Source organism: Brumimicrobium sp., from assembly GCA_023957385.1.
Taxonomy (GTDB): Bacteria; Bacteroidota; Bacteroidia; order Flavobacteriales_D; family Crocinitomicaceae; genus Brumimicrobium.
Map to the genome: position 1 here is coordinate 1,255,388 of JAMLGZ010000001.1, position 24,325 is coordinate 1,279,712.

23 protein-coding genes are annotated in these 24,325 nt (G+C 34.2%); 7 read left to right on the forward strand and 16 right to left on the reverse strand.

Annotation, left to right across the window (positions count from 1 at the left end; all coding sequences use genetic code 11):
• Window positions 1-79 precede the first annotated feature (79 nt).
• The 8 genes from fmt to rsfS all read right to left on the reverse strand — a co-directional run bounded on the left by fmt (window position 80) and on the right by rsfS (window position 7,946).
• The gene (gene fmt / locus M9897_05555; GenBank protein MCO5268343.1) at window positions 80-1,036 is read right to left on the reverse strand and encodes a methionyl-tRNA formyltransferase; all 957 of its coding nucleotides are present in this window, start codon (window positions 1,034-1,036) and stop codon (window positions 80-82) included.
• The gene (locus tag M9897_05560) at window positions 1,037-2,386 is read right to left on the reverse strand and encodes an MATE family efflux transporter (protein MCO5268344.1); all 1,350 of its coding nucleotides are present in this window, start codon (window positions 2,384-2,386) and stop codon (window positions 1,037-1,039) included.
• Window positions 2,376-3,518 (reverse strand): DegT/DnrJ/EryC1/StrS family aminotransferase, encoded by a 1,143-nt coding sequence (locus M9897_05565; protein ID MCO5268345.1) that lies wholly within the window; start codon window positions 3,516-3,518, stop codon window positions 2,376-2,378. Before M9897_05565 ends, M9897_05560 begins: the two co-directional genes overlap by 11 nt.
• Before the next feature lie 104 nt (window positions 3,519-3,622).
• The gene (locus tag M9897_05570) at window positions 3,623-4,279 is read right to left on the reverse strand and encodes a phosphatidylserine decarboxylase family protein (protein MCO5268346.1); all 657 of its coding nucleotides are present in this window, start codon (window positions 4,277-4,279) and stop codon (window positions 3,623-3,625) included.
• Between the two features lie 65 nt (window positions 4,280-4,344).
• Window positions 4,345-5,172 (reverse strand): phosphatidate cytidylyltransferase, encoded by an 828-nt coding sequence (locus tag M9897_05575; protein MCO5268347.1) that lies wholly within the window; start codon window positions 5,170-5,172, stop codon window positions 4,345-4,347.
• Entirely contained in the window at window positions 5,165-5,401 is a 237-nt protein-coding gene (locus M9897_05580; protein ID MCO5268348.1) for a DUF2007 domain-containing protein, read from the reverse strand. Before M9897_05580 ends, M9897_05575 begins: the two co-directional genes overlap by 8 nt.
• A 32-nt stretch (window positions 5,402-5,433) precedes the next feature.
• On the reverse strand, window positions 5,434-7,560 hold the full coding sequence (gene ftsH / locus M9897_05585) for an ATP-dependent zinc metalloprotease FtsH (GenBank protein ID MCO5268349.1): 2,127 nt from the start codon (window positions 7,558-7,560) through the stop codon (window positions 5,434-5,436).
• 8 nt (window positions 7,561-7,568) lie between these two features.
• Complete coding sequence (rsfS, locus tag M9897_05590; GenBank protein MCO5268350.1) at window positions 7,569-7,946, reverse strand: ribosome silencing factor; 378 nt, start codon at window positions 7,944-7,946, stop codon at window positions 7,569-7,571.
• 67 nt (window positions 7,947-8,013) lie between these two features.
• Here rsfS and M9897_05595 point away from each other — a divergent pair, with 67 nt between their 5' ends.
• Both M9897_05595 and M9897_05600 read left to right on the forward strand, forming a co-directional pair.
• Entirely contained in the window at window positions 8,014-8,748 is a 735-nt protein-coding gene (locus M9897_05595) for a biotin--[acetyl-CoA-carboxylase] ligase (GenBank protein MCO5268351.1), read from the forward strand.
• 351 nt (window positions 8,749-9,099) lie between these two features.
• A complete protein-coding gene (locus M9897_05600) occupies window positions 9,100-9,771 on the forward strand; it encodes an HD domain-containing protein (protein MCO5268352.1) in 672 nt (223 codons plus the stop codon).
• Window positions 9,772-9,812: 41 nt separating this feature from the next.
• Here the strand turns inward: M9897_05600 and M9897_05605 are convergent, their stop codons facing one another.
• The gene (locus M9897_05605) at window positions 9,813-10,994 is read right to left on the reverse strand and encodes an OmpA family protein (protein MCO5268353.1); all 1,182 of its coding nucleotides are present in this window, start codon (window positions 10,992-10,994) and stop codon (window positions 9,813-9,815) included.
• A gap of 228 nt (window positions 10,995-11,222) precedes the next feature.
• Window positions 11,223-12,383, reverse strand: a complete 1,161-nt coding sequence (locus M9897_05610; GenBank protein MCO5268354.1) for an undecaprenyl/decaprenyl-phosphate alpha-N-acetylglucosaminyl 1-phosphate transferase — start codon at window positions 12,381-12,383, stop codon at window positions 11,223-11,225.
• Window positions 12,384-12,613: 230 nt separating this feature from the next.
• Here M9897_05610 and M9897_05615 point away from each other — a divergent pair, with 230 nt between their 5' ends.
• Window positions 12,614-13,483 carry a patatin-like phospholipase family protein gene (locus M9897_05615; GenBank protein MCO5268355.1) on the forward strand — a complete coding sequence of 290 codons (870 nt, stop codon included), beginning with the start codon at window positions 12,614-12,616 and terminating at the stop codon, window positions 13,481-13,483.
• On the opposite strand, the gene rlmD is transcribed toward M9897_05615, so the two are convergent.
• The 5 genes from rlmD to M9897_05640 form a co-directional block, all read right to left on the reverse strand.
• Window positions 13,480-14,916, reverse strand: coding sequence for a 23S rRNA (uracil(1939)-C(5))-methyltransferase RlmD (rlmD, locus tag M9897_05620; GenBank protein ID MCO5268356.1), 1,437 nt, complete (start codon window positions 14,914-14,916; stop codon window positions 13,480-13,482). The two genes, M9897_05615 and rlmD, sit on opposite strands and share 4 nt — an antisense overlap.
• A 19-nt stretch (window positions 14,917-14,935) precedes the next feature.
• Window positions 14,936-15,712, reverse strand: a complete 777-nt coding sequence (gene lpxA / locus M9897_05625) for an acyl-ACP--UDP-N-acetylglucosamine O-acyltransferase (protein ID MCO5268357.1) — start codon at window positions 15,710-15,712, stop codon at window positions 14,936-14,938.
• Complete coding sequence (locus tag M9897_05630) at window positions 15,709-17,115, reverse strand: bifunctional UDP-3-O-[3-hydroxymyristoyl] N-acetylglucosamine deacetylase/3-hydroxyacyl-ACP dehydratase (GenBank protein MCO5268358.1); 1,407 nt, start codon at window positions 17,113-17,115, stop codon at window positions 15,709-15,711. The genes lpxA and M9897_05630 overlap by 4 nt, the downstream gene beginning before the upstream one ends.
• 18 nt (window positions 17,116-17,133) lie before the next feature.
• Window positions 17,134-18,171, reverse strand: coding sequence for a UDP-3-O-(3-hydroxymyristoyl)glucosamine N-acyltransferase (lpxD, locus tag M9897_05635; GenBank protein MCO5268359.1), 1,038 nt, complete (start codon window positions 18,169-18,171; stop codon window positions 17,134-17,136).
• A 67-nt stretch (window positions 18,172-18,238) separates the two neighbouring features.
• Window positions 18,239-19,492, reverse strand: coding sequence for an HD domain-containing protein (locus M9897_05640; GenBank protein MCO5268360.1), 1,254 nt, complete (start codon window positions 19,490-19,492; stop codon window positions 18,239-18,241).
• A gap of 45 nt (window positions 19,493-19,537) precedes the next feature.
• On the opposite strand from M9897_05640, the gene M9897_05645 reads away from it, so the two are divergent.
• Window positions 19,538-21,082, forward strand: coding sequence for a PglZ domain-containing protein (locus tag M9897_05645; GenBank protein MCO5268361.1), 1,545 nt, complete (start codon window positions 19,538-19,540; stop codon window positions 21,080-21,082).
• 50 nt (window positions 21,083-21,132) lie between these two features.
• On the opposite strand, the gene M9897_05650 is transcribed toward M9897_05645, so the two are convergent.
• Window positions 21,133-21,996, reverse strand: a complete 864-nt coding sequence (locus tag M9897_05650) for a T9SS type A sorting domain-containing protein (protein ID MCO5268362.1) — start codon at window positions 21,994-21,996, stop codon at window positions 21,133-21,135.
• 252 nt (window positions 21,997-22,248) lie between these two features.
• Here M9897_05650 and tsaE point away from each other — a divergent pair, with 252 nt between their 5' ends.
• From tsaE to M9897_05665, 3 genes are all read left to right on the forward strand, one after another.
• Window positions 22,249-22,665 (forward strand): tRNA (adenosine(37)-N6)-threonylcarbamoyltransferase complex ATPase subunit type 1 TsaE, encoded by a 417-nt coding sequence (gene tsaE / locus M9897_05655; protein ID MCO5268363.1) that lies wholly within the window; start codon window positions 22,249-22,251, stop codon window positions 22,663-22,665.
• Complete coding sequence (locus M9897_05660) at window positions 22,662-23,882, forward strand: alanine dehydrogenase (protein MCO5268364.1); 1,221 nt, start codon at window positions 22,662-22,664, stop codon at window positions 23,880-23,882. The genes tsaE and M9897_05660 overlap by 4 nt, the downstream gene beginning before the upstream one ends.
• A gap of 116 nt (window positions 23,883-23,998) precedes the next feature.
• A complete protein-coding gene (locus M9897_05665; protein ID MCO5268365.1) occupies window positions 23,999-24,151 on the forward strand; it encodes a hypothetical protein in 153 nt (50 codons plus the stop codon).
• Window positions 24,152-24,325 lie beyond the last annotated feature (174 nt).

Sequence of the window (24,325 nt, forward strand, 5' to 3'; positions counted from 1 at the left end):
TTATTCGATTTCTTCGAATAATTTCAAAGTGGATTAAAAAATTAGATTTGATTTTGATTAGATTTTAATCAAAATCAAATTATGGGATGATATTCCAGTCTTGAGTTTTAAATCCTAATAGAAAAGTAGCAGTATCCATTCGCTTCTTACCTTCTAGCTGAACTTCTTGTAGGGAAAGGGTTCCGGAATATAATTCTAAAAATAATTTTCGATTATCTTCAGTGAGTTTAATATCAGCATTCTCTTTTGTGTTATGAATTGTAGATCTAAAAATCTTGAGTGATTTTCGTTCTTTACTCTCTTTATGTTCCAGCCAAATCCATGCAGTAGGATAGGGAGACATCCCGCGAATAAAATTGTGCAATTCGAAAACTGACATTGAAAAATCAAGTAAACAATCTTGTTTTTGAATCTTAGGAGCAGGCTTGAGTTCTTTTTCTTCTTGAGGTGTAGCGTTGATTTCTCCTTTACGTAATAATTCAATGGTGTTTACAACAACTTCTGCGCCTAATACCATCATGCGGTCGTGAAGTTCTCCTGCTGTTTCCTCCTCTCCAATAGTCATTTTCTCTTTGAGAAGTATTTTACCTGTGTCTATCTTTTCATCTATCATGAATGTAGTTACACCTGTCTCTGTTTCACCATTGATAATCGCCCAGTTAATAGGTGCTGCTCCTCTATATTGAGGTAAGAGAGAACCATGTAAGTTAAAAGTACCCATTGCAGGAATCTCCCATACAATTTTGGGTAACATTCGAAAAGCAACTACAATAAATAAATCTGCTTGTAGATTCTGTAATGTATTCACAAAGTCTTCATCTTTCAAAGAAATAGGTTGAAGAATAGGGATGTTATGGTTTTTGGCACAAATCTTTACAGCACTTTCGCTTAATTTCTGCCCTCTACCTGCAGGTTTGTCTGGAACAGTGACAACACTTACTACCTGATATTCTTCTTGTATTATTTTTTCTAAAATGGTCACGGCAAATTCGGGCGTGCCCATGAATACTATTCTCAAATCCTCTTTGTGCTTCATTTATATTTTCTTTTTCTCCCAGTTAAAATGTCTAAGATACAGTAAAGATAATATTCCTGTCAAAATAAAATATACATATTCGACAGACCATACGGAGGCAATATTCCAATCCCATACTTTTAAAGTAAAGTAACTATAGACCGTATAAATCACAATTGATATAGTTTCAATTAATAAAGTGGTACGTGTATTCCCTGACCCACTAATTGTTTGAAAATAAGGTGTCATCAAACCATATAATAGAATAGAACCAAATACAATACGCAAAATGAAAGCGCTATCTTTTAGATAGATTGGATCAGGGTTGATAACAGAAATCAAAAATTCAGGATAGAGAATTGCTCCGTGAAATAGTGTAAGTAAACTAAGAGTTATTAAAACACTTGTTTTACGAATAATCTCTTTGATGCGATGAAACCCATCTTCATGCATATATTGAGAAACATACGTTTTAATCGTAGCAGCAAATCCAAAAATGGGGATAAAGGCGATCATATATACAGAACGTACACTTTGGGATACGGTGAGTTCATACGTACTTCGCTGCTCAATGAATGTGAAAAATATTGTCCAACTGCCTAATGCGATAAACCCTTGTATTAGCAGAGGGAAGCCTACACTAACTATTCTTCGAACAGATTTAAATGAAAATTGAAGATGTGAAAAAATTTGATACATGATTCTTTCTTTCGATTTGTATAAAAGACTCAATAGCACAATCACTGTAATCCCTTCTGATAATGTAGAAGCTAAGGCAGCACCTTTAATTCCCATAGGTTCAATAGGTCCAACTCCAAATATCAGTAGATAGTCTAGTAATACATTTGAGCAAGCAAAGATGGAGGAACTAACCATGATTACCCATGTTTTTCCCGTAGCTAAAAAGAAACTATTTAATGGTAACAAAATAATTCCAATGAGAAAACCATAAGTTCTGATGGATAAGAAATCAATCTGCTCTTGTGCTAATTCCTTGTTACTTGAGTAATCGTAAAGTAAATTATCGAAACCGAATTGTATAAAGAAGAAAAAGAGTAAAGCAAAGGATGCTAAAACGAAGAAGGAAGATTGTAGAATCTCATTTAATTCTGATTTTCGTTTTTCACCAATCCTACGTGCTAGGATAATCTGAACAGCATCGCTTAAGCCAGTTAATCCCATATAAGCGGTAACATATACCAGTCCAGCATTTCCGGCAGCATCAAAACTAAGCGTGCTGTATCTACTTAAAAATGAAGAGTCAGTTATCATAACAATAGATTGCACAAAAGTCCCAAACATTAAGGGAAGCGCAACCTTTAATATATGTCCATAGGTTATGGGTAGGCGGTGCGAATCTTTATTTTCCATTATTCAGCTCATGAATGTTGTTAACAATTCTTTGTAGCTGAGTTTCTGTAAGATTAGAACCACTAGGTAAGCATAAGCCTATATTAAATAATTCTTCTGCTACCTTTTCGCCATAGTAATCATATTTTTCAAAAACAGGCTGTAAGTGCATAGGCTTCCAAAGTGGGCGCGATTCGATATTTTCTTTTTCTAAAGCTATCCTCAAATCCTCCCTGCTAAAACCCGTTTTTTCTGTATGAATTAATATAGCGGTTAACCAACGATTGCTGTAATGCCCTTCTGGTTCATTACAAAATTCTATTCCTTGTATAGATGATATGTGTTTTTTATAGTATTCGAAGTTAGAACGTCTGGAGTTTACGCGATCATTAAGTACTTCCATCTGACCTCTTCCAATTCCAGCAGTGATGTTTGACATGCGATAATTATACCCCACTTCTACATGTTGGTAATGAACAGCAATTTCTCTTGCTTGGGTAGATAAGTATATAACGCGGTCTTTTTCTTCTTTGGTATTAACGACAAGTGCACCTCCACCTGAAGTTGTAATGATTTTATTACCATTAAATGATAATACGCCAAAATCCCCTAAAGTTCCGCAAAACTGATTGTGATAGTGACTTCCTAAGGCTTCGGCTGCATCTTCAATAATTGGAATGTCATAGCGTAATGCTATTTCCTGAATTTCTTTATGCTTGTATGGCATACCATATAGATGAACAGCAACAATAGCTTTTGGTTTCACCCCATGTTTTTGGATTGTTCCTTCAATAGCGACCTTTAAAGATGCTGGATCCATGTTCCAAGTATCCACTTCACTATCAACAAAAACTGGATTAGCACCTTGGTATAAAATAGGATTGGCCGATGCAGAGAAAGTCAATGATTGACAAATTACAAAATCTCCTGCTTGTACATTAGCCATGATTAATCCTAAATGGATGGCAGCAGTTCCAGCACTTAATGCAGCAACTTTCTTTTCGTTTCCAAGGTAAGTTTCTAAATCCTTCTCAAAGCCGGTAACATTTGGACCTAAAGGAGCAATCCAATTTTCATCAAAAGCTTGTTGGATATACTTCTGTTCATGTCCTCCCATATGTGGAGATGATAACCAAATTTTGTCGTTTGCCATATACTTTGAAAAATCGTTACAAAATTAATGAAATCTTTGTTCCTATTGAATTTTAATAAGATTTATTTAAGATTAAAGCTAGTAATTTACTGAGGTTTTAAAAATTAGAATTCACCGATTTTGGTAATTCTTCCTTTTACAACATCTCCAATTTTCACATTAATTTTGGTATCTAAAGGCAGGAGTAGATCGATGCGAGAACCAAATTTAATGAAACCAAATTCTTCACCTGCTTTCACAGAGTCATTTTCTTTGATATAATAGCAGATGCGTCTTGCTACAGCTCCTGCGATTTGTCGAAATAAGATTTGTTTCCCATTGGAGTGTTCTACTACGAAGGTAGATCTTTCGTTGTCGGTAGAGCTCTTTGGATGCCACGCAACTAAGAATTTACCAGGGTGATATTTCGTATATTTCACATTGCCAGAAATCGGATTGAAATTAGCGTGTACATTAAGTGGTGACATAAAAATTGAAACCTGAATGCGTTTGTCATTAAAATATTCGGTTTCTTGCACTTCCTCGATAACGACAACTTTCCCATCCACAGGGGAAATAATTTCATTTTCTTTTCCTTGAAATTGAATAATAGGAACGCGAAAGAATTGAATGACTAGATATAACATAACAATCACACCAAGTAACAGTGGAATATAAATCCAAAGATATTCAGATAAGAAGAGTTGATTCATTAATTGAATTCCTCCCAAAATAACTAAAGCAAGTAGGATAATTAAGTAGCCTTCTCTGTGTATTTTCATTTCTAAAATTAGTTTTCGCTGTAAAAGTACATTATTTCTTTACATAGAAGTCGGAGAAGAGAAAATTAAAATTGGTGATAGTAAAGAAGTATAAACCAATAAAAGAATGGAGCTACGTACATGGCAGCATCAAAGCGGTCTAGAATACCACCGTGTCCTGGAATGATAGTTCCTGAATCTTTGACATTGGTAATACGTTTGATTTTTGATTCAATTAAATCTCCTAGAATAGCCACTGGAGAGATAATAGCTGCTGCTAACATCCAAAAATAATAATCTCCTCCTACTACAAGCGAATAAAGTAAAGAGAATAGAATAGTGCTGAAAAATCCACCAATAGCTCCTTCCCATGATTTTTTTGGTGATATTCGTTCAAGTAATCTGTGTTTTCCCAACCAAATCCCAAATAAAAAAGCAAAGGTGTCATTAGCCCAAACTAAAATAAACATGCCTAATAAAAACTCCCATTGATAATTATTTGCCATGTGGAAATGATATATCAATAGCATTGAGAAAAATGTAAGGGGAATATACACCCATGAGAATAAGACAGTACTGATATCTAAAAGTGGATTTTTATTTTTACTAAAAATAATAAGTAGCAAAGGGAGAAACAATAAGGGGATAATATGTAAGCCATTTAATGTTACCTCTGTACTTGTTTGAGAATTTAAAGAAAGGATAAAATAGAGGTAGATTCCTCCAAGAATCCCTACTATCTTATTGGGTTTAATTTCTTCAGAGTCTTTAAATAAATTATAAAATTCTATTAAGCCTAATATCATAAATAATCCTAGGACAACGAAAGTGACAAAATGGTGTACAAACAGAGCGGCCATGATGATTGCTACAAACAACCCTCCCCAAACAGTACGTATGCCTATATTATTCATTGGTAGATTCTATAATTTGTTTAGCTAAGATAATATTATTTTGATTTACGTAGAGCATGATACCTCCTTGACTAGAAAAAGAGAGGTTATAAGATGAGTCTTTTTTGTTTACAACAAAGACTTGAATACCTTCTTCCTCTAATTTTAATTTCATGATATTTGCCAGATATTCTTCGTTGGTAGCGAATACTAATTTGTTTTCTTCAAAGAAAGTATCTTGAGCTAACAAATTTTTAAACCATATTTTTATTTTGTTTAATATCATTGAATAGGAAAGCTATCTTCTGAATTCTCAAATGAATCTTTTGACTGATTCTCTTCTGGAGAATTAGCTTTTTCTTCTTTTGTATTTTCCTCTCCCTCTTCTTCTTTTTCAGCATGCACTACTTTGTCTGTAGCTATAATCTGTTCTGCAGGAGTTAATTGATCCCAAGGACGTTCTCCAAAAATTGCTTCTAAATCTTCTTTAAAGATAACCTCTCTATCTAAGAGTAAATTAGCAAGAGCCGTTAATTTATCTTTATTCTCGGAAAGAATCTTTTTTGCTCTTACGTATTGGGATTCGATTAATTTAGAAACTTCATTGTCAATCAATCTACTAGTTTCCTCGGAATAAGGTTTTACAAACTGATTTTGTCCTTGAGGGTCATAGAAAGAGATGTTACCAATTTCTTTGTTTAAACCATAAATAGAAACCATGGCATAGGCTTGCTTAGTGACTTTTTCTAGGTCGCTTAAGGCGCCGGTAGAAATTTCACCAAATATAATTTCTTCTGCAGCTCTTCCCCCTAAGGCAGAACACATTTCATCTAATAATTGGTCGGTTGTGGTGATACTTCTTTCTTCTGGTAAATACCAAGCAGCCCCTAATGATTGTCCACGAGGGACAATAGTTACTTTTACCAAAGGATGCGCATGTTCGGCCAACCAAGAAATAGAAGCATGACCAGCTTCATGGAAAGCAATTTTTCTCTTTTCATCTTTTGTGATGATTTTATTCTTTTTCTCTAAACCACCAATTATTCTGTCAACAGCATCTAAGAAATCTTGCTTTTCTACTTGCTTCTTATCTTTTCTGGCAGCTATCAATGCTGCCTCATTACATAAATTAGCTATATCTGCACCTGAGAATCCTGGAGTCTGTTTAGCCAAGAAATCAATATCTATGTCGTGAGCGATTTTAATAGGTTTTAAATGCACTTGGAAAATTTCTTTACGTTCATTTAAATCGGGCATGTCCACATAAATTTGTCTATCAAAACGACCTGCTCTCATCAAGGCTTTATCCAAAATATCTGCGCGGTTTGTTGCTGCAAGAATGATAACTCCAGAGTTTGTTCCAAAACCATCCATTTCAGTTAACAATTGGTTTAAGGTGTTTTCTCTTTCATCGTTGGAGTTGAAATTGCTATTCTTTCCTCTCGCTCTACCAATAGCATCAATTTCATCAATAAAAATAATGGAAGGTGCTTTTTCTTTGGCTTGTTTAAATAAATCACGCACACGTGAAGCTCCTACACCTACGAACATCTCAACAAAATCAGAGCCTGAGAGTGAGAAGAAAGGAACATCGGCTTCTCCTGCAACAGCTTTTGCTAGTAATGTTTTCCCTGTTCCTGGAGGACCTACTAGTAAGGCACCTTTAGGAATTTTAGCGCCCAATTCTGTGTATTTTTTAGGATTCTTAAGGAATGCAACAATTTCTTGCACCTCTTCTTTAGCTCCTTCTAATCCTGCTACATCTTTAAATGTAACTTCGGTGCCCTTACCTTTTTCGAAAATTTGAGCCTTTGATTTACCAATGTTAAATATTTGACCTCCAGGTCCTCCCCCTGCTCCACGGGACATACGTCTCATAATGAACAGCCAAATTGCAATGATAATAATGATTGGCAATAAGAAACTAAAAATTTGACCGATATAATTGTGTTCTTCATCTACGCGATAAGAGATAGATTCATGTCCTGCTTCTTTTCTTTTTTCGTTGATATCATTAAATTCTTTAATGAATGCATCAGTAGAGGCAATGTCAAATGAAAATTTAGGAGAAGTACTTCCACCTGTCATGGTGTTTTCAGAACTTTCAAAAGCTTTTTTCATTAAATCAAAATCTGCTCCTTCAAAATCTCCTTGCTGGATGGCTACTCTACCTGAATCTGAAACTTTGAAATCTACCCGCCCTACATTCCTCCAAATGGTGATTTTTTCTACATAACCTCTTTCCATTAGAGTTGTGAACGAGTCCTTTGTCTGCAATACTTTATTGGTAGAAGTGCTCATAAATAATTGAATACCAATTATTATAATTCCAATTGCAGCGTAAATCCAATAAATAGAATAAGGATTACTATTTTTATTGTTTTTTGTTGTTTTTTTCTCCTTTGACATTTCTTATCTTAATTTAATTCTATGTGACGTTTTTTTCCGTCTGCCCATAAATCTTCTAATTCATAATACCCTCTAACATCTTTATGAAAGATATGTACGACTACATTAACATAGTCTAACAAAATCCATTGAGAATTGTTTTTCCCTTCTTCATGCCAAGGTTTTTCTTTTAACTGTTTTCTCGTTCCTCTTACAATAGCATCAGCAATACCATCTACTTGTGTAGTAGAGTTACCACTGCCTATGATAAAAAAGTCTGTAATTGCATTTTCAATCTCACGTAAGTCAATAATAACAATATCTTCTGAATTTTTATTTTGCATTTCCTCTACAATAACTTCACAAAGTTTTTGAGAGTCTGTATCTTTGTTTGTTTTTTTTACCATTTTTATATTCTCATTTACAAAGCTAATTAAATTTTAATTTTAGCATATTTTTTTAAACAGTTTAATCATGCTTCATAAAACATACGTTGGAAATCAAATTATTTTTTTAAATAGTGTGGATAGCACCAACAACTATGTTGCCAACCTATATAAAACAGAAGGTATTGAATCGGGAACTGTAATAATGGCAGATTTTCAGACAAAAGGAAGGGGACAAAGAGGTAAAGTATGGCAGTCTGACTCTTCTGCCAATCTTATAATGAGCATTGGAGCAAAATTGACTGATTGGGAAATAGATAGTGTTATATCTTTAAATCATATTGTTTCATTATCGCTTCATGGTTTATTTTCTAATTATCAAGATGATGTGAAAATAAAATGGCCTAATGATATTATGGTTCAGGGTAAAAAAATATCAGGAATTTTAATAGAAAACTATTTGTCATCCAATAGCATATTTTCAATTATTGGAATTGGAGCAAATATAAATCAAACGCAATTTGATATAGAAAGAGCAACCTCTCTTTTTATTGAAACAAATAGTATATTTCAACCTAGAGATATTGCTATGGAATTAATAAGGTATATGAATGAGATTTTAAATTTGTATAATCAGCGTGGAGATGAATATATCAAGGATATGTATAATGCTTTATTGTGGAAAAAAGATGAAAAACATATGTTTTATATAGGTGAAGAGGTAAAAGAAGGAAGAATATTCACCACGGATGCCGATGGTTTGTTGGGAGTATATTTTGAGAATGAAGAACGTTGGTTTCATAATGGGGAAGTTAAATACTAATATATAACCTGTTGTGCATTTAGAATAAAATACCGATTATAACCTTAGACCCCGACACTCCTTCGTCTGTCGGGGTGACAATACAAAGGAAGGGTAAGGCGGTCGGCAAAGCCGACCGAAAGTAGCCGCTCACAATTGTCACCCCGAGAGCCTTGGTTTCTCGGGGTCTATTTTTTAATAAATTCTATTTCTTACATCTTTACAAATTCAATACAATCCATAATACAGTAGAAATTATTGATTTTATTTATTTTTGTAAATGCACAACGGGTTAATATATACTAATATATTATATGTTAAAGTATAAGATTTCATGGGAGTATTGAAATTATAAATAGTTTAGTCGAAGAAATGAAACAAATAATACAGTCTATCGAAGCGGAAATTAAATCCTTATTTGAAAATGAAGGTACAGGACATGATTGGTATCATATAGATCGTGTCCGAAATATGGCTCTTCATATTCAAGAAAAGGAGGGGGGTGATAGGGAGATTGTTGAACTAGCTGCTTTGTTACACGATATTTCTGACCATAAATTTAATGGGGGAGACTTTAGTAAAGGAGGGATAATTGCTAAAGAGATACTTGAGAAATTTCATGTGTCTTCTACAAAAATTCTAGAGATAGTAGAAATAGTTAACAATGTGTCATACAAAGGAAGTGGTGTAGAAGATTCTATGCACAGTTTAGAAGGTAGAATAGTTCAAGATGCAGATAGAATGGATGCAGTTGGAGCAATTGGAATAGCAAGAGCTTTTGCTTATGGAGGATATGCACAACGTCCAATTTTTGACCCTGAAGTATTGCCTCAAAATCATCAATCAACTCAAGAATATGTTGAGAATCGTTCTCATTCTATTAATCATTTTTATGAGAAATTATTACTTCTTAAAGATAGGATGCATACAAATACAGGTAGGAAATTAGCAGAAGAACGTTCTATGTTCTTGGAGAGCTATTTACGTCAGTTTTATTATGAATGGTTTGGGGAGAATGATACAGGTTTCTGGAAAATAAAATAGCGTGGATATCCACGCTATTTTATAACATCATTCAGTTTTTTTTAGAATGCTTTAAAGGAAACTCTTCGATTTTTTGCAGATTTTAAATTGTCTTCGTCACCATCCTTGATGTATTGTGAAGGTGTTCTATCTGAATCATCTTTAACATCAATTCTATTTTTAGCAATTCCTTCTTCCATTAAAATATCCATAATGTAATTTGCTCTTTTTGAAGAGATATCTTGAGTGGCACCATTTGCAGTCTCTTGGCTATCAGCATGACCAATAATTTGAATATTTAAATCTGGATTAGCTTTTAGAAGTTCTAATATTCTGTCGATAGTTTGCTGACCATCTCTTTTTACATCATATCTTCCAGCTGCATAATAAACATTGTATTCAGTTAATTTTTGAGCAGGAGTCATATCTTTTGCGATTTCAGGAGAGCGTTGATATAAAGTCATTGTTTTTACATCTGCTTCATCAGGATAGTTACAATTGCATTGCTCATCAGGTCCAAGTAAACGCACAGAAACATCGTCGATATAATAATACGCAGCAATAATTTGAGTACCTTTAACATCTCTTGGTTTTCTAACTCGATCGTTTATAGATTCCCCATCGTTGGTGAAATTACCGATAGTCATAAATTTCTCACCTCCTTTCGCTGTGAATTCCCCACACACTAAATCCCAACCAAAAAGTCCGTCAAATGCTTCTTGTTTAGGATGTTCCACATCTGTATCTAGAATCATGGCAGGTACTTTTTGTGAAGAACCTGGTGCTTTTTTAGAGAAATGTGCTCCAATTCTATTAGATGAATATTTAGATAATTCTGCTAGAGAAGCATAAAACTGAACCTGATATCTCATACCTTTTTTAAGAGGAGTTGATAATTCTGTAGTAATATAGGTTCTCATTTCTTTTTCTCTATATGAATAAGCTATGATACCTGCATAATTGTATCCATCTTTAGGTTCTTCTGTTCCATAGATGTTAGAAGGTGTTTGAACTTCAGGAGTTTTTGCTTCAGCAGCAAATATATCTGCTTTACTGCCAGTTGGAGAAAACCAATTCTCGGCTAATTCAATATCACCGACTTTGCGGATTTTCTTATTTTGAGCCTTTTCAAAACTTCCGTTCTTAACTAAGTTTTCACCATCTTGTGCTAATGAGGAGAAACTGAATAAAAGTGCAGGAAAAATAAAAGCCCAATAAATGCTTGATTTTGTTTTGTGATTCATAACAATGTATTAAATAATTTTTTAATTCAATAGCTTCAAATTTAGTATATGAAATTAAATATTAAATCCGAAAAGGATGAATTTTAATGTTCCAAATTTAATAAATAAATCAATTGTACGAATTTAAACTTAAATTGTTTCAACTATTTACGTGCTTACAATGGCTATGCCAAAAGTTTGGTATTGTTATATGAGCGTACTTGCATCAAATATGATTGGATAGATTATTTACCAAATTTTAGAGAATTTGGCTAAAATATTGTAAATATTCGTTTTGGCGTGTTTCTTAGACTGATGGTGTGTGTTATTAGAGATTCTCTTATTAAGTAGCGCTACAGATCTTGTGTTTCGTTCTTTTTTAATAGCTGTAATTTCAGGATCTATATTTTCAGAGGCAAAGAATTGTTCTCTATCCTTAGTGATTTTATAAAAATAAAAAGTGAGTAAACCTACTGTGACTATGAGTGTAGTTCCTAAAACAAAAGGATTTGTATAAAGAGAAAGTAAGAACATGACATTGATAAAAAAAACATTAAATCCTCCAATTAGTAAACTGGTTTTTACATGTGAAAAATTATACTTAAATAGTAATAGATGATGTGTATGGCATGTGTCCGCTTTAAAAGGGCTTTGTTTCTTAGCGATTCGAACTATAAAAATACGTGTTGTATCGTATATAGGTATAAATAATACTGCAATTAAAAAGAAAGGAATGTGTTTAAAAGGTATGGGTTGTTCTGTAAATGTATGTATATCATAGCTTAACAGATGTATGACAAGAGCTGCTATGGATACACCAATAATCATCGAGCCTGTATCCCCCAAAAATGTTTTTAGTCCTGATTGATTAATGTTAAATCGCATAAAGGCAATTAAAGAACCTACGAGTAATAAACAAATTCCGAAGAATAGATAATCATGAATAATTAAAAATGGAATACTTAAAGTGGATATAATCGTTATCCCTACTATTGAAGCTAATCCATCTATACCATCTATAAGATTAAAAGAATTAACTACAGCTGGGACTAATAAAAAGATAAGATAAGCCGCATTGAATCCGGGAATGTTAAATACTTGATTTAATAAGTCTAATTGAAAGCCGGGTGTCATCGCTAAAACACCTGCGCAAATAATTTGGGTAATTAACTTGGTTATTGGATTAACTCCTGCAATATCATCCTTTAATCCAACTAAGAATAACAGAGTGAAACAAGTTAATAGACTTATAATTGTAGTACCTGATTCATACCCTTGAAGGACAAACATTCCAACTACTAATGAGAAAAAGATACCAATACCACCTAGTCTTGGTATGGCGTGTTTATGAGAACTTCGATTATTGGGATTGTCCATTAAATTATTACGCGTAGCGATACGAATGACCATGGGGGTTATGCGTGATACACCATAATAACTACCGAAGAGACAGATAAATAATATAATTAGGTTCGTAGGGTTCACTTTTTAGTGGTAATTTTAGTTAAATAAGCATCAAATGTATTAAAAATTCAGACTAATCAAAATATTTATTCGTAAAAAATATGAATTTGTTACAAAACGACTAGAATATTTTACTTAATTAGCTAGAATCCAATTTTATTTTGTACCTTTTTCTCATGCAAATTAAAAAAACTAGAATAGCTATAACAATTGATGGGGGCGGAATTCGTGGAGTTTTCCCATTAATGCTATTAAACCATATTAATTGCTTGCTTCTCAAACAGGGATTTAATAAGAAGGTTAGCGATCTAGTGGATTTTGTTTCTGGAACTTCTGCAGGGGCAATTATTTCTGCAGGAATGGTTATTAGAAAGAATGGAATGCAATTATTTTCTATAGATGATTTGCTCGATTTATATGTTTCCAGAGGACCACAACTATTTAATTTGACTAATCCAGGCAAAGCGCAATCTGAAGGGCTTCGTCTATTGTTAAAAAGAAAATTAAAAGATATTTATCTATCCGATTTGACCTCTGAATTTGCTTTGGTTAGTTTTGATATAAAAACAAATACCCCTTTTATCTTTGAAAAGAGTAATACGAATTTATTGTTAACAGAATTAAGCACTGTTTTAGCAGCATGCAGTGCTATTCCCGGGTATTTTGCACCAGTTAACTTTAAAGATCACATTCTAATTGATGGTATTGCTGCGGCTAAAAATCCTTCAATGATAGGATGGGAATATATTCAAAAGTTGTTTCCCGACGATGAGATATTGTTCTTAAGCTTGGGGACAGGAGAGTTGACTGGGGAATACTTTGATACGATGGAAGAAGAGGTGAACCATGTACACCAATCCATGTTAACAGCAGCAGATAAAAACCCTAAACTTCATTATTATAGGTTGCAACCTACTATTTGTTTTGCAGACCCAAGAATGGATAATGCATCTCCAGAAAATATCCATGCTTTAATGCAAGATGCAACTACTTTTATTGAAAAGGAGCAAGATACCTTTCAAAAGATAATTGAATTAATGCTTTAATTCATTTTCTCAAAAAGTCCTATTGCTTCAATATGGCTAGTATGTGGGAATTGGTCAACCAAACTGATTTTCTTGGTCTGGTAGCCATGTTCTTCCAAGGTTTTAATATCTCTAGCTTGTGTGGATGGATTACATGAAATATATACAATCCTTCGAGCTCCGAGTTCAATCACTTTTAATAAGGTTTTCGGAGCAATACCAGCTCTTGGTGGATCGAGTACGATAGTGTCTATTACTCCAACATATTCTGGGAAGTTTTTTAAGAATTTCCCTACATCAGCAGCAAAGAATTCAACATTATGTATATTATTCTTTAAGGCATTGGTCTTAGCATTTTCAATAGCTTCTTCAACGATATCAACGCCTATGACTTTTGTATTGGATGAACGTTGTGCTAAAAGTTGCCCAATAGTTCCTGTTCCACAAAATAAATCCATGACTACCTTGCCATTAAGTGAATGTTCTCCTTCAAACACATAGTCAAGAGCTTTGTTGTATAGCTGTTCTGCACTTTTAGGATTTGTTTGAAAGAAACTTTCCATGCTGATATCAAAAAAGAGATCATGTAATTTTTCAGTGATGAATTCTTTCCCGAAAATTAGGCGCACACTTCCGTTTTCGATTTTCGCTCTATCAGCTACGTTATCGTTGATGGTATGTTGAAAGCCGGCAATGCGATCACCTAGTTTTTCCTTTAAGAAATCTCCTACTTTCTTAGCATTGAATTTTTCTAGTCCTTCAGAGGAAGTAACCAGATTAATGAGTAATTGATCTTGGTAGAATGATTTCCGAACCACAATATGACGGAAAAATCCTTCCTTTTTAGGTGGGTGCCAAGCAGGTAACTCAAATTTTGATAAGAAAATGCGGAATTCTTTTAGGAAAGTTTCCCATTCTTCATCAAACATACCTGAGGGAGCGTTTAAATTTTCAACTTTCCACCAAGTACCTCTATGTTTAAAACCAAGAGCAAAGGCATCATCAATATCTTCATCTGTTTCCATATCATGCTCAATGCATGAAAAGGAATACTCCATTTTATTTCGGTAGAAATAGTGGTCAGGAGATGAAATAAAGGTGTCAAATAAATCATCAATATTTTGGAGTCCAGCTATTCTTTTATATACCTGAAGTGTGATTTTTTGCTTATATTCTTCTTGAATATTAACAGGCACGTGAATATATGGAGCACCGCTAATTTCCTGATATTGGTTGATGTTTTCTAAAGGAGAACGTTGTAAGATTTTTATTAAACTGCATTCAGCATGAGTTTTTCTTTTTTTTACAATCCTAGCTAAAACCTTTTGTCCGGGAAAAGTATTTTGCACAAAGAGAATGAAGTCTCCTTTATCTGTATGTATCTTAGCGATTCCCATACCACCAAAGGCTAGGTCGCTAATTTCTAATTCGATGGTTTCTCCTCTGTTAACCAATGATTCAGATTTAATAGAATTACATTAATCCACGAATAATTCCCTTATCGCTTTCTTTCACAAAATTAACTACCTGACGTGTGAGTTCTGTATCTGGTAAATCTGTTTCGATTTGTTTTAAAGCGGCAGAAATATTTGTGTTTTGCACAAAAAGAATGCGGTATATATCTTCGATATGTTTAATATCTTCATCTGAAAAATCTCTTCTTCTAAGCCCGACAGCATTAACACCTGCATAACTAATAGGCTCTCTTGCTGCACGTACAAAAGGAGGAACGTTCTTTCTAATCAGAGTAGCTCCAGCAATGAAAGAATGTGCACCAATTCGAATAAATTGTTGTGTACCAGCTTTTCCTTCAATAATTGCGTAATCTTCAATTGTAACATGTCCCGATAATCCAACATAATTAGCTAAGATTACATGATTTCCAATTTCGCAATCATGGGCAACATGTACATACCCCATAATTAAACAATGGTCACCGATAGTCGTTTTCATTCTATCTGTGGTTCCTTTATGTATGGTCACACATTCTCGAATAACAGTGTGGTTACCAATTTCTACAGTAGTTTTCTCTCCTTTATATTTTAAATCTTGCGGATCGGCACCAATAACTGAACCTGGATAGATTTCACAATTATTTCCAATTGTTGTTCCCGAATATATTGTAACGTTTGGGCCAATTTTACATCCATCACCAATTACGACATCATCATAAATGGTGGTGAACGATTCGATAACCACATTTTCTCCAATTTTTGCATGAGGAGATACTACTGCAAGATTACTTATCATTGTTCTACTTTATCTTTTATCACCTGAGCTAACATCTCAGCTTCTACTACTAAATTTCCATTCACATATCCTTTTCCTGCCATGTTTACCAAACCACGTCGAATTGGGGAGATGAGTGTCAATTCAAAAACAATGGTATCTCCTGGAATAACTTTTTGCTTAAACTTCACATTATCAATTTTCATGAAGTAAGTGGAATAAAGATGAGGTTCATCCACATTGTGCAAAGCAAAAATACCTCCACATTGAGCCATTGCTTCTACTTGCAATACTCCAGGGAAAATGGGATTATTTGGAAAATGCCCTGTGAATTGAGGCTCATTCATAGTGATGTTTTTGTATCCTACAATAGAGTCTTCTGTGATTTCAATGATTCTATCTACCAATAAGAAAGGGTAGCGGTGTGGCAACATATTTTCTATCTGATTGATATCGTAGATAGGCGTTTTCTCTAAGTCAAAATAGCGAGGTCCATTCTTTTGCTTCTTGATTTGCTCTTTTAAAACCTTTGCAAATCCAACGTTTCCTCTATGACCAGGTCGAGCAGCTAGAATATGTGCCTTAATAGGCTTGCCTACTAATGCTAAATCTCCAATGATATCAAGTAATTTGTGACGAGCAGGTTCATTCTGGAATTTCATTTGGTAATTATTTAGCGTACCAATTCCATTTAATTCCACTTTAAGTCCTTCTTTTCCAAGAATTTTAGCCAATTCGTCTAATTCTTCTTGTTTGATATCTTCTCTTTCCACCAAAATAATGGCATTGTCAATGTCGCCTCCTTTGATGAGTCCCATTTTAGCTAATTGCTCTAACTCTCTTAAGAACACAAAAGTTTTACACGTAGATATCTCTTCTTTAAATTCGTTAATCTGATAAATAGTAGCATGTTGCGTACCTAAAGCAGGGGAACGATAATCAACCATTACAGTTAATCGGTAACATGGATCTGGAACAGCTAGAAATTCTACACCGATTTCCGTATCTTCCCATTTAATGTTTTCAGTGAGTTCAAAATACTCTCTTTCAGCAGTTTGATCTTGGTATCCTACAGATTCAATAGCCTTAACAAACGGATACGAACTACCATCCATAATTGGAATCTCTTGTCCAGTTAGTTTAATTAATGCGTTATCTACCTGCATTCCATATAATGCTGCTAGTAGATGCTCAGTAGTATAAACGCGAGCGCCATTTTGCTCTAAAGTTGTTCCCCTATCAGTTGCTACAACTAAATTAGCATCTGCATCAATGATAGGTTGACCTTCAACATCAATTCGTTGGAATTTGTATCCATGATTTTCAGGTGCAGGGCAAATTTCTACTTCAACTTTTTCTCCTGTATGGAGTCCAACTCCAATTAATTTTACAGATTCTTTAAGTGTTCTTTGATATTCAATCATAATGATATAATCGATGTACTATTTATTATCTTTTAATTTATTTTCTATTTCTTGTAAACGCTGCATAATTTGTGGTAGCCTACGGAAACCAACGTAAGATTTCTTGAAATCATCAATAGGAATACCCGGAGAGCCCATTAATGTTTCACCAGAGCGTTTTACAGAGTTTGGAATTCCTGATTGAGCAACGACCATAGTGTTATCAGCAATCTTAATATGTCCACTGATACCTGCTTGACCTCCAACCAGTACGTGTTTTCCAACTTTTGCAGAACCAGCAACTCCAGCTTGTGCAGCGAAGGCTGAATTTTGACCTACTTCAACGTTATGTGCAATTTGTACGAGATTATCAATTTTAACTCCTCGTCTAAGAATGGTTGAACCTAGTGTAGCTCTGTCAATAGTTGCGTTCGCACCCACGTCAACATGGTCTTCCAAAACGACATTTCCAATTTGTGGTACTTTCTGGAATTCTCCTTTTTCATCGGGAGCAAAGCCAAAACCATCTGCACCAATTACGGCACCAGCATGAATTAAACAATGATTTCCAACCACACAACCATGATAAATAGATACATTCGGATGAATTGTGGTATGCTCTCCAATCGTTACATTTTCTCCAATAAAAGTATTCGGATAAATAACAGCATTGTCGCCTATCACGCAATTCTCACTGATATATGTATGCGCACCGATATACACATCTTTCCCTACTTTTGCGCTTTCTGCAATGTAGCAGTTGGGTTCGATTTTCGGTTGTTTCTTATGCATCTGATTGTAAAACTCCAATAATTTAGCAAAGCAGCTATATGGATCTTGGACCTTAATCAAGGTTAGTGTATCAGGTAATGCTTTTTCAGGTGTAAATTCGTTGGAGACAATAGCTATCGAAGCGTTCGTTGTATAAATATGAGGTTCATATTTCATATTTGCCAAGAAAGTAAGTGTTCTTGGTTGTCCTTCTTCGATTTTAGATAAACCAGAAACAGTTTCTTGGGCGTTCCCTACTATTTCTCCTCCTAAAATACCTGCTATTTGTTCTGCCGAAAATTCCATTTTTCAAAAATATAAAAAGACTGCGTTTAAATCGTGTTGTTTTGGTTTATTTTTCCACAATTCTTGTTTAATTAGTGTTTTTATGTGTTGGATAGCATAAATAATACTTCTTCACCGGCTCCGAGAGTGCATGAATATTCAGGTTGTCAGCAGCTTGACTCACATCTTTTATACTTCCATCTTTCATCAATAAATTGATATTTTCTTCCTCTTCATTGTATGCGTTGTTTCTCAAGGTGTCCGTATGCACAAAATAGCAAGCATCTTCTTTACTTATGCTTAAAGTTTTGCTAGCTTGTTCTTTTTCATAAGCAATGCGTTCGTCTGAAAAAGCTTGGGTATCAATCTCAATTTTTAAAAGCTTTCGTTGTATTAATGCCTTAGCCAGAGTGGCTAATACTTTGTCTTCATGCGATTGCCAAACTTTGATAGCACCTACAACATCCGTATCGTCTAACAAAGCAAATTGATTTAATAAATTGGAATCATTCTCAAAGTCCTCGATTCCAAAGTCATTTTCAAGAAATAATAAGAAGGAGGGACTTGCAAAAAGTTGAGCTCCAGCCTTACATAATTCTTTTGCTCTTTGTAAGATAGAAATAAGCAGAACTTCTGACGACACAACAGTTTTGTGCATATACACTTGCCAATACATTAGTCGTCTTGCTACTAAGAATTTCTCAATTGAGTAGATACCCTTTTGCTCAACTACAAGTTGATTACCTCGAACGTCCAGCATAGCAATGATACGATCACTGCCAATTATTCCTTCCGAAACACCTGTGTAGAAACTATCGCGATTGAGATAATCCATTCTATCCATGTCCAACTGACTTGAAACCAATTGATGCAAAAAGGGTTTAGGATACTTGTCTTCAAAAATTTGAATAGCCATATCAAGCTGACCTCCAAATTCTTTAGAAAGCCTTTTCATGAATAATAAAGAAATATCTTCATGGTTAATATTTTTGACAATATCATGCTCAAGCGTGTGACTAAAAGGTCCGTGACCAATATCATGTAGTAAAATAGCAATCAATACAGAAGTCTCTTCTTCATCTGTAATTTCAACACCTTTATATCGCAGAGTTTGAATAGCTTTCATCATCAGATGTGTGGCTCCAATAGCGTGATGAAAGCGTGTATGTAGAGCGCCAGGGTAAACAACATGAGACATCCCTAATTGCTTAATTCTTCGTAAACGTTGAAAATAAGGATGTTCAATTAAATCAAAAATAATATCTTTCGGCAGGGAAATAAAACCATAGACAGGATCGTTTATGATTTTCTTTTTGTTATTTATGTTGAGATTTGGTCGCAATTCGTTATCTTTATGAATTGTGTAAAAGTATAAAAAAATAGATTAATGCAAGCAAAAATTCTTTGGGCAGACGACGAAATTGACTTATTAAAACCACATATTCTTTTTTTGAATGAAAAAGGGTATGATGTGGAGATAGTTGTAAGCGGTAGTGAGGCAATTGAGAAATGTGAGGAAAACTCCTATGATGTGGTATTTTTAGACGAAAATATGCCTGGTATTTCGGGATTGGATGCCTTGGAAAAAATCAAAGAAATTTCTCCTTTAACTCCGATTGTGATGATTACAAAAAGTGAAGAAGAGAGTATCATGGAGGAAGCAATTGGTGGAAAAATTGCGGACTATTTAATAAAACCGGTAAATCCCAATCAAATTTTGTTGAGTTTAAAGAAAATTCTCGAGCAAAGTAAATTGATTTCGGATAAGGTCACTTCACGCTATCAGATGGAATTTTCTAAGATAGGGATGGAACTGAATGGACGCTTAGATGCTGAAGAATGGGCTTCTCTCTACAAACGATTGGTTAATTGGGACATTGAATTCTCTAAAGCGGAAGAGCAGGGGATGAGGGAGGTGTTCAATATGCAATTAAAAGATGCAAATAATTTATTTTCTCGCTTTATAACAGATAATTATAGCGATTGGTTAGATGGAGATGATAGCAGACCTCAAATGTTACACACTTTGTTTAAGGATAGGGTTTTCCCTCATTTAAAAGAGCAAGTATATTTATTGGTAATTGATAATTTACGTTTTGATCAATATCAAATGTTAAAACCCTTATTGGCTAAGTATTTTGTGACTGAACAAGAAGATGTGGTTTATTCCATTTTGCCTACTGCTACTCAATATGCTCGAAATGCTTTTTTCGCTGGACTGATGCCTAGTGAAATTCAAAAAAAATATCCCAATTTATGGGTTGGAGAGCTAGATGAAGAAGGAAAGAATAATTTTGAACCTGATTTATTAGAGCATCAATTAAAGCGTTTGGGTAAGAATATTAAAATGGCTTATCGCAAAATCACGAATTTAGAAGCAGGTAAGCGCTTGTTGGCTAATCTTAGTCAGCTGAAAAATAATGATTTGAATGTAATAGTATATAATTTTGTAGATATGCTATCGCATGCTCGTACAGATATGAAGATGATTCGTGAATTAGCAGATGATGAAGCGGCTTATCGTTCTTTGACTGTGAGTTGGTACGAACATTCGCCCTTACAAGATATTCTTAAAGAAATTGCACAATCTGGTGCTAAACTGATTATTACAACTGACCATGGAACGGTTAAGGTAAATAATACCGTTAAGATAGTTGGTCCCAAGGAAACAAATACTAATTTACGCTATAAAGTGGGTAAGAACCTGAATTATGATGCGAAAAGTGTCTTTGAGGTACGCAAGCCAGAAGATATATTCTTACCAAAGGATAGCGGTGCAGATTGTTTTGTATTCTGTAAAAACAACGATTTCTTTGTATATCCGAATAACCTAAACCATTATTCTAAATATTATATGGATACGTTCCAACACGGTGGAATTTCTCTGGAAGAGATGTTGATTCCTTATGTGGAGCTTAGAGGGAAGAAGTGATTTAATCATTTAACCGCAAAAGTCGCTAAGTATAGAGACTACATCCCTTTTCATTGCTTGATAATTTTATAATTATACAGTTGGTTGTTTAGAGTAAAAGAAATAAAATAAACACCAGGATTACAATTAATTAGATTAATTGAGTTTCCTTTTTGTTCAAATTCAATTTTGCTTCCTTTTATATCTCTAATTTGTATTTTAGAGGGGGAAATATCTTCTGGTAAATTAAAAGAATTTTGAAAAGGGTTGGGATAAATGACAATCTCTTTTAACTTTTTTTCATTTTCTGTTGATAATGTTAATGCCGTACTGTCTGCAAAATTAAACCACATTGTATAGATTGTATCGTTGTTATTCGTTATATAATAATCAACAAGCGTGTTATTTAGATTATAAACAAACAACTCATTATATAGAAGCATCTTGTTTTGTTTCCAAAAATAAATAGGTTGCATTCCTTCATCCCACCACCATAGTCCATATTGCCATGCTGTCATCCAAGTTCCAGCAAATTGTAGTGTGTCACCTAGCCCATGAAAAAGCGTTGAATCCCAACTTATTGTTACGGGCCAATTTTTTGCTTTTATATCAAAAGTAATGTAGTTATTTCCTACTTCCTCCTTATTAACAATCTGTTTTTTTGATTGCACGATTGCAGTGTCTGCAAAAGGGTATCCTTCCCAATATACGTTAGAGGCGCGCACTTCAAAAATACTGTCCCACGGTTTGTTGATAATATTAATTTCGCCAAAATCACTATCAATAAGATTTGTTGCAAGAGGAGAATGCCCAAGTGTCACAGTATCCTTATTCCCTGCCGCATCTTCAAAATACAGCTGAAATTCAAATTCAGGGATTTGAGAGAAACCATTTGCTCCTACCAACATAAACAATAAAAAATATACGTGTTTCATAACAGTCATTTTTAAGGTTATCTCTTGTAAATTTACTACAATATATCCAAATAAAGGAATATATTTCTGGGTCTTGGGTATAAATTGGCTAATATTTAACGGCATATAACACAAAACTATGCGACCTTTGCGTTAACCTTCGCGGCCTTTGCGGTTATTATATAAATTAACATCATTTATCTGATATTGAAAATAAGTATCAATTTTTTTCCTTATCTTTCCTTTCCGATTTAATTGGACTAAAAAAATCGTATGACATTTACAGCTTATTCAGAAAAAGATCTCAAAGCAATTAGTGTAGAGTTGTTAGAATATATTCAACCTCACAAGATTTTGGCATTTTATGGAGAAATGGGAGTTGGAAAGACTACTTTCATTTCATATCTTGCTAAAACAATGGGAGTGGAAGAACAAGTGAGCTCGCCAACTTATGGTTATGTAAATGAATATGTCAGTAAAGACTTTGGAAAAATCTATCATTTTGATTTGTATAGAATTAATAGTGAAGAAGAAGCCTATAATATAGGTATCGAAGAGTATATCTACGATGAGAATTACGTATTTTTAGAATGGGCGGAAAATATTGAAAACCTTTTACCTGAAGATTACGTAAGAGTTGAAATTAGTAAGAATCAAAATGGAGACAGAATTATAGAGGTAACACTATGAAAACAGACCCAGAAATTATAAAGAGCCTACTGAAAGAAGGAAAGTTAATTCCACAAGAGGAAATGTTGGAACTTTCTCGTAGAAAGAATAGCCTTAAAATTGGAATACCAAAGGAAACTTCATTTCAAGAACGAAGAGTAGCACTCGTTCCAGAAGCTGTTTCTATGCTAGTTGCTAATGGTCATGAAATTATTGTAGAAACGAAAGCAGGTGAGGATGCTAATTTCTCTGATAGAGAATATTCAGAAGCTGGAGCTCAGATTGTCTATAATAAAAAGGATGTCTTTCAATGCGACATTGTTTTTAAAGTCTCTCCTCCAGTTGAAGAGGAAGTGGAGATGATGGGAACGGGTCAAACATTAATTTCTGCGCTTCAGATTAATATGCAACCCAAAAAAGTTTTACAGCGACTTATGCAAAAGAAGGTTACTGCTATAGCTTGGGACTATATGCGGGACAGTGAAGGGCATTTTCCTGTTGTTCGCGCCATGGGTGAAATTGCAGGAAATACATCCATTCTGATTGCGGCCGAATTATTAAATTCCTTTAAAAATGGTAAAGGAGTTATGTTGGGAGGAATTGCTGGAGTACAACCTACCGAAGTAGTCATCTTAGGAGCAGGAACAGTTGCTGAATATGCTACTCGTTCCTCCATTGCTTTAGGCTGTTCGGTGAAAGTGTTTGATAACTCTCTAAGCAAGTTGCGTAGGCTACAAAATTCTGTAGGACAACGTGTGTACACTTCAATTATCCAGCCTAAAGTATTGAGTAAAGCTCTGATGCGAGCAGATGTTGTTATCGGAGCTATTCGTTCATCTTATGGTAGAACCCCCACAGTAGTTACTGAAGAAATGGTAAATAATATGAAAAAAGGAGCTATTGTTATTGATGTGAGCATAGATCAAGGAGGATGTTTTGAGACTTCCGAAACGACCAATCATAATAATCCAACATTTGAAAAATATGGGGTAATACATTATTGTGTACCTAATATAGCATCACGTGTTTCACATACAGCTTCTTTTGCTATTTCTAATGTATTTGCTCCTGTTCTTCGTAAAATGGGAGAACGAGGTGGAGATATTGCACTCATTAAAGGAGATTACGGGTTTAGAAGCGGAGTATATATGTATAAAGGAACACTTACAAGTGAGGTCTTAGGTAAAATATTTAAATTGGATTATAAAGAAATTGAATTACTCATTATGGGTATGTGATGTAGCCCTGTTGTGTTTACATCTTGAAAAGCCAGCTACTCATAAAGATAACATTAACAGTCATATTCATATATATACCGTTTTAGACAAAGTACAGAAAAGCGTTGGTTAACGCTGTGTCAGGGAAAAAAATTGATAGAACTTATGATAACTGGTTTACTCAGAATGTAGAAATAGATGCAAGCAAACATTATGAGTTTGGTACTGGTGTTCATTCTTTTGATTACGAACATCCAGAGTTGATAGACGAACAAACCAAGGGGGTATGAAAAAAAAGACAACGTAAATTTTCACAATAAAGCTTTAAAAAATAAAGGGCCTGTAGAGAGAACAGGAGGAGATCATGATAATTAAGAATATAATCCATTTATTAATTTGTACTGTCGTCTTTTTCGTATTTGTTTTTAAGGCAAACGCACAGGATAAAATTATTCTTACTGATG

Coding starts and splice junctions, on each gene's coding strand:
- fmt (MCO5268343.1), bottom strand. CDS start 1,036: ATGAAGCACAAAGAGGATTTGAGAATAGTATTCATGGGCACGCCCGAA.
- M9897_05560 (MCO5268344.1), bottom strand. CDS start 2,386: ATGGAAAATAAAGATTCGCACCGCCTACCCATAACCTATGGACATATA.
- M9897_05565 (MCO5268345.1), bottom strand. CDS start 3,518: ATGGCAAACGACAAAATTTGGTTATCATCTCCACATATGGGAGGACAT.
- M9897_05570 (MCO5268346.1), bottom strand. CDS start 4,279: ATGAAAATACACAGAGAAGGCTACTTAATTATCCTACTTGCTTTAGTT.
- M9897_05575 (MCO5268347.1), bottom strand. CDS start 5,172: ATGAATAATATAGGCATACGTACTGTTTGGGGAGGGTTGTTTGTAGCA.
- ftsH (MCO5268349.1), bottom strand. CDS start 7,560: ATGTCAAAGGAGAAAAAAACAACAAAAAACAATAAAAATAGTAATCCT.
- rsfS (MCO5268350.1), bottom strand. CDS start 7,946: ATGGTAAAAAAAACAAACAAAGATACAGACTCTCAAAAACTTTGTGAA.
- M9897_05595 (MCO5268351.1), top strand. CDS start 8,014: ATGCTTCATAAAACATACGTTGGAAATCAAATTATTTTTTTAAATAGT.
- M9897_05600 (MCO5268352.1), top strand. CDS start 9,100: ATGAAACAAATAATACAGTCTATCGAAGCGGAAATTAAATCCTTATTT.
- M9897_05605 (MCO5268353.1), bottom strand. CDS start 10,994: ATGAATCACAAAACAAAATCAAGCATTTATTGGGCTTTTATTTTTCCT.
- M9897_05610 (MCO5268354.1), bottom strand. CDS start 12,383: ATGGTCATTCGTATCGCTACGCGTAATAATTTAATGGACAATCCCAAT.
- M9897_05615 (MCO5268355.1), top strand. CDS start 12,614: ATGCAAATTAAAAAAACTAGAATAGCTATAACAATTGATGGGGGCGGA.
- lpxA (MCO5268357.1), bottom strand. CDS start 15,712: ATGATAAGTAATCTTGCAGTAGTATCTCCTCATGCAAAAATTGGAGAA.
- M9897_05630 (MCO5268358.1), bottom strand. CDS start 17,115: ATGATTGAATATCAAAGAACACTTAAAGAATCTGTAAAATTAATTGGA.
- lpxD (MCO5268359.1), bottom strand. CDS start 18,171: ATGGAATTTTCGGCAGAACAAATAGCAGGTATTTTAGGAGGAGAAATA.
- M9897_05645 (MCO5268361.1), top strand. CDS start 19,538: ATGCAAGCAAAAATTCTTTGGGCAGACGACGAAATTGACTTATTAAAA.
- M9897_05650 (MCO5268362.1), bottom strand. CDS start 21,996: ATGAAACACGTATATTTTTTATTGTTTATGTTGGTAGGAGCAAATGGT.
- tsaE (MCO5268363.1), top strand. CDS start 22,249: ATGACATTTACAGCTTATTCAGAAAAAGATCTCAAAGCAATTAGTGTA.
- M9897_05660 (MCO5268364.1), top strand. CDS start 22,662: ATGAAAACAGACCCAGAAATTATAAAGAGCCTACTGAAAGAAGGAAAG.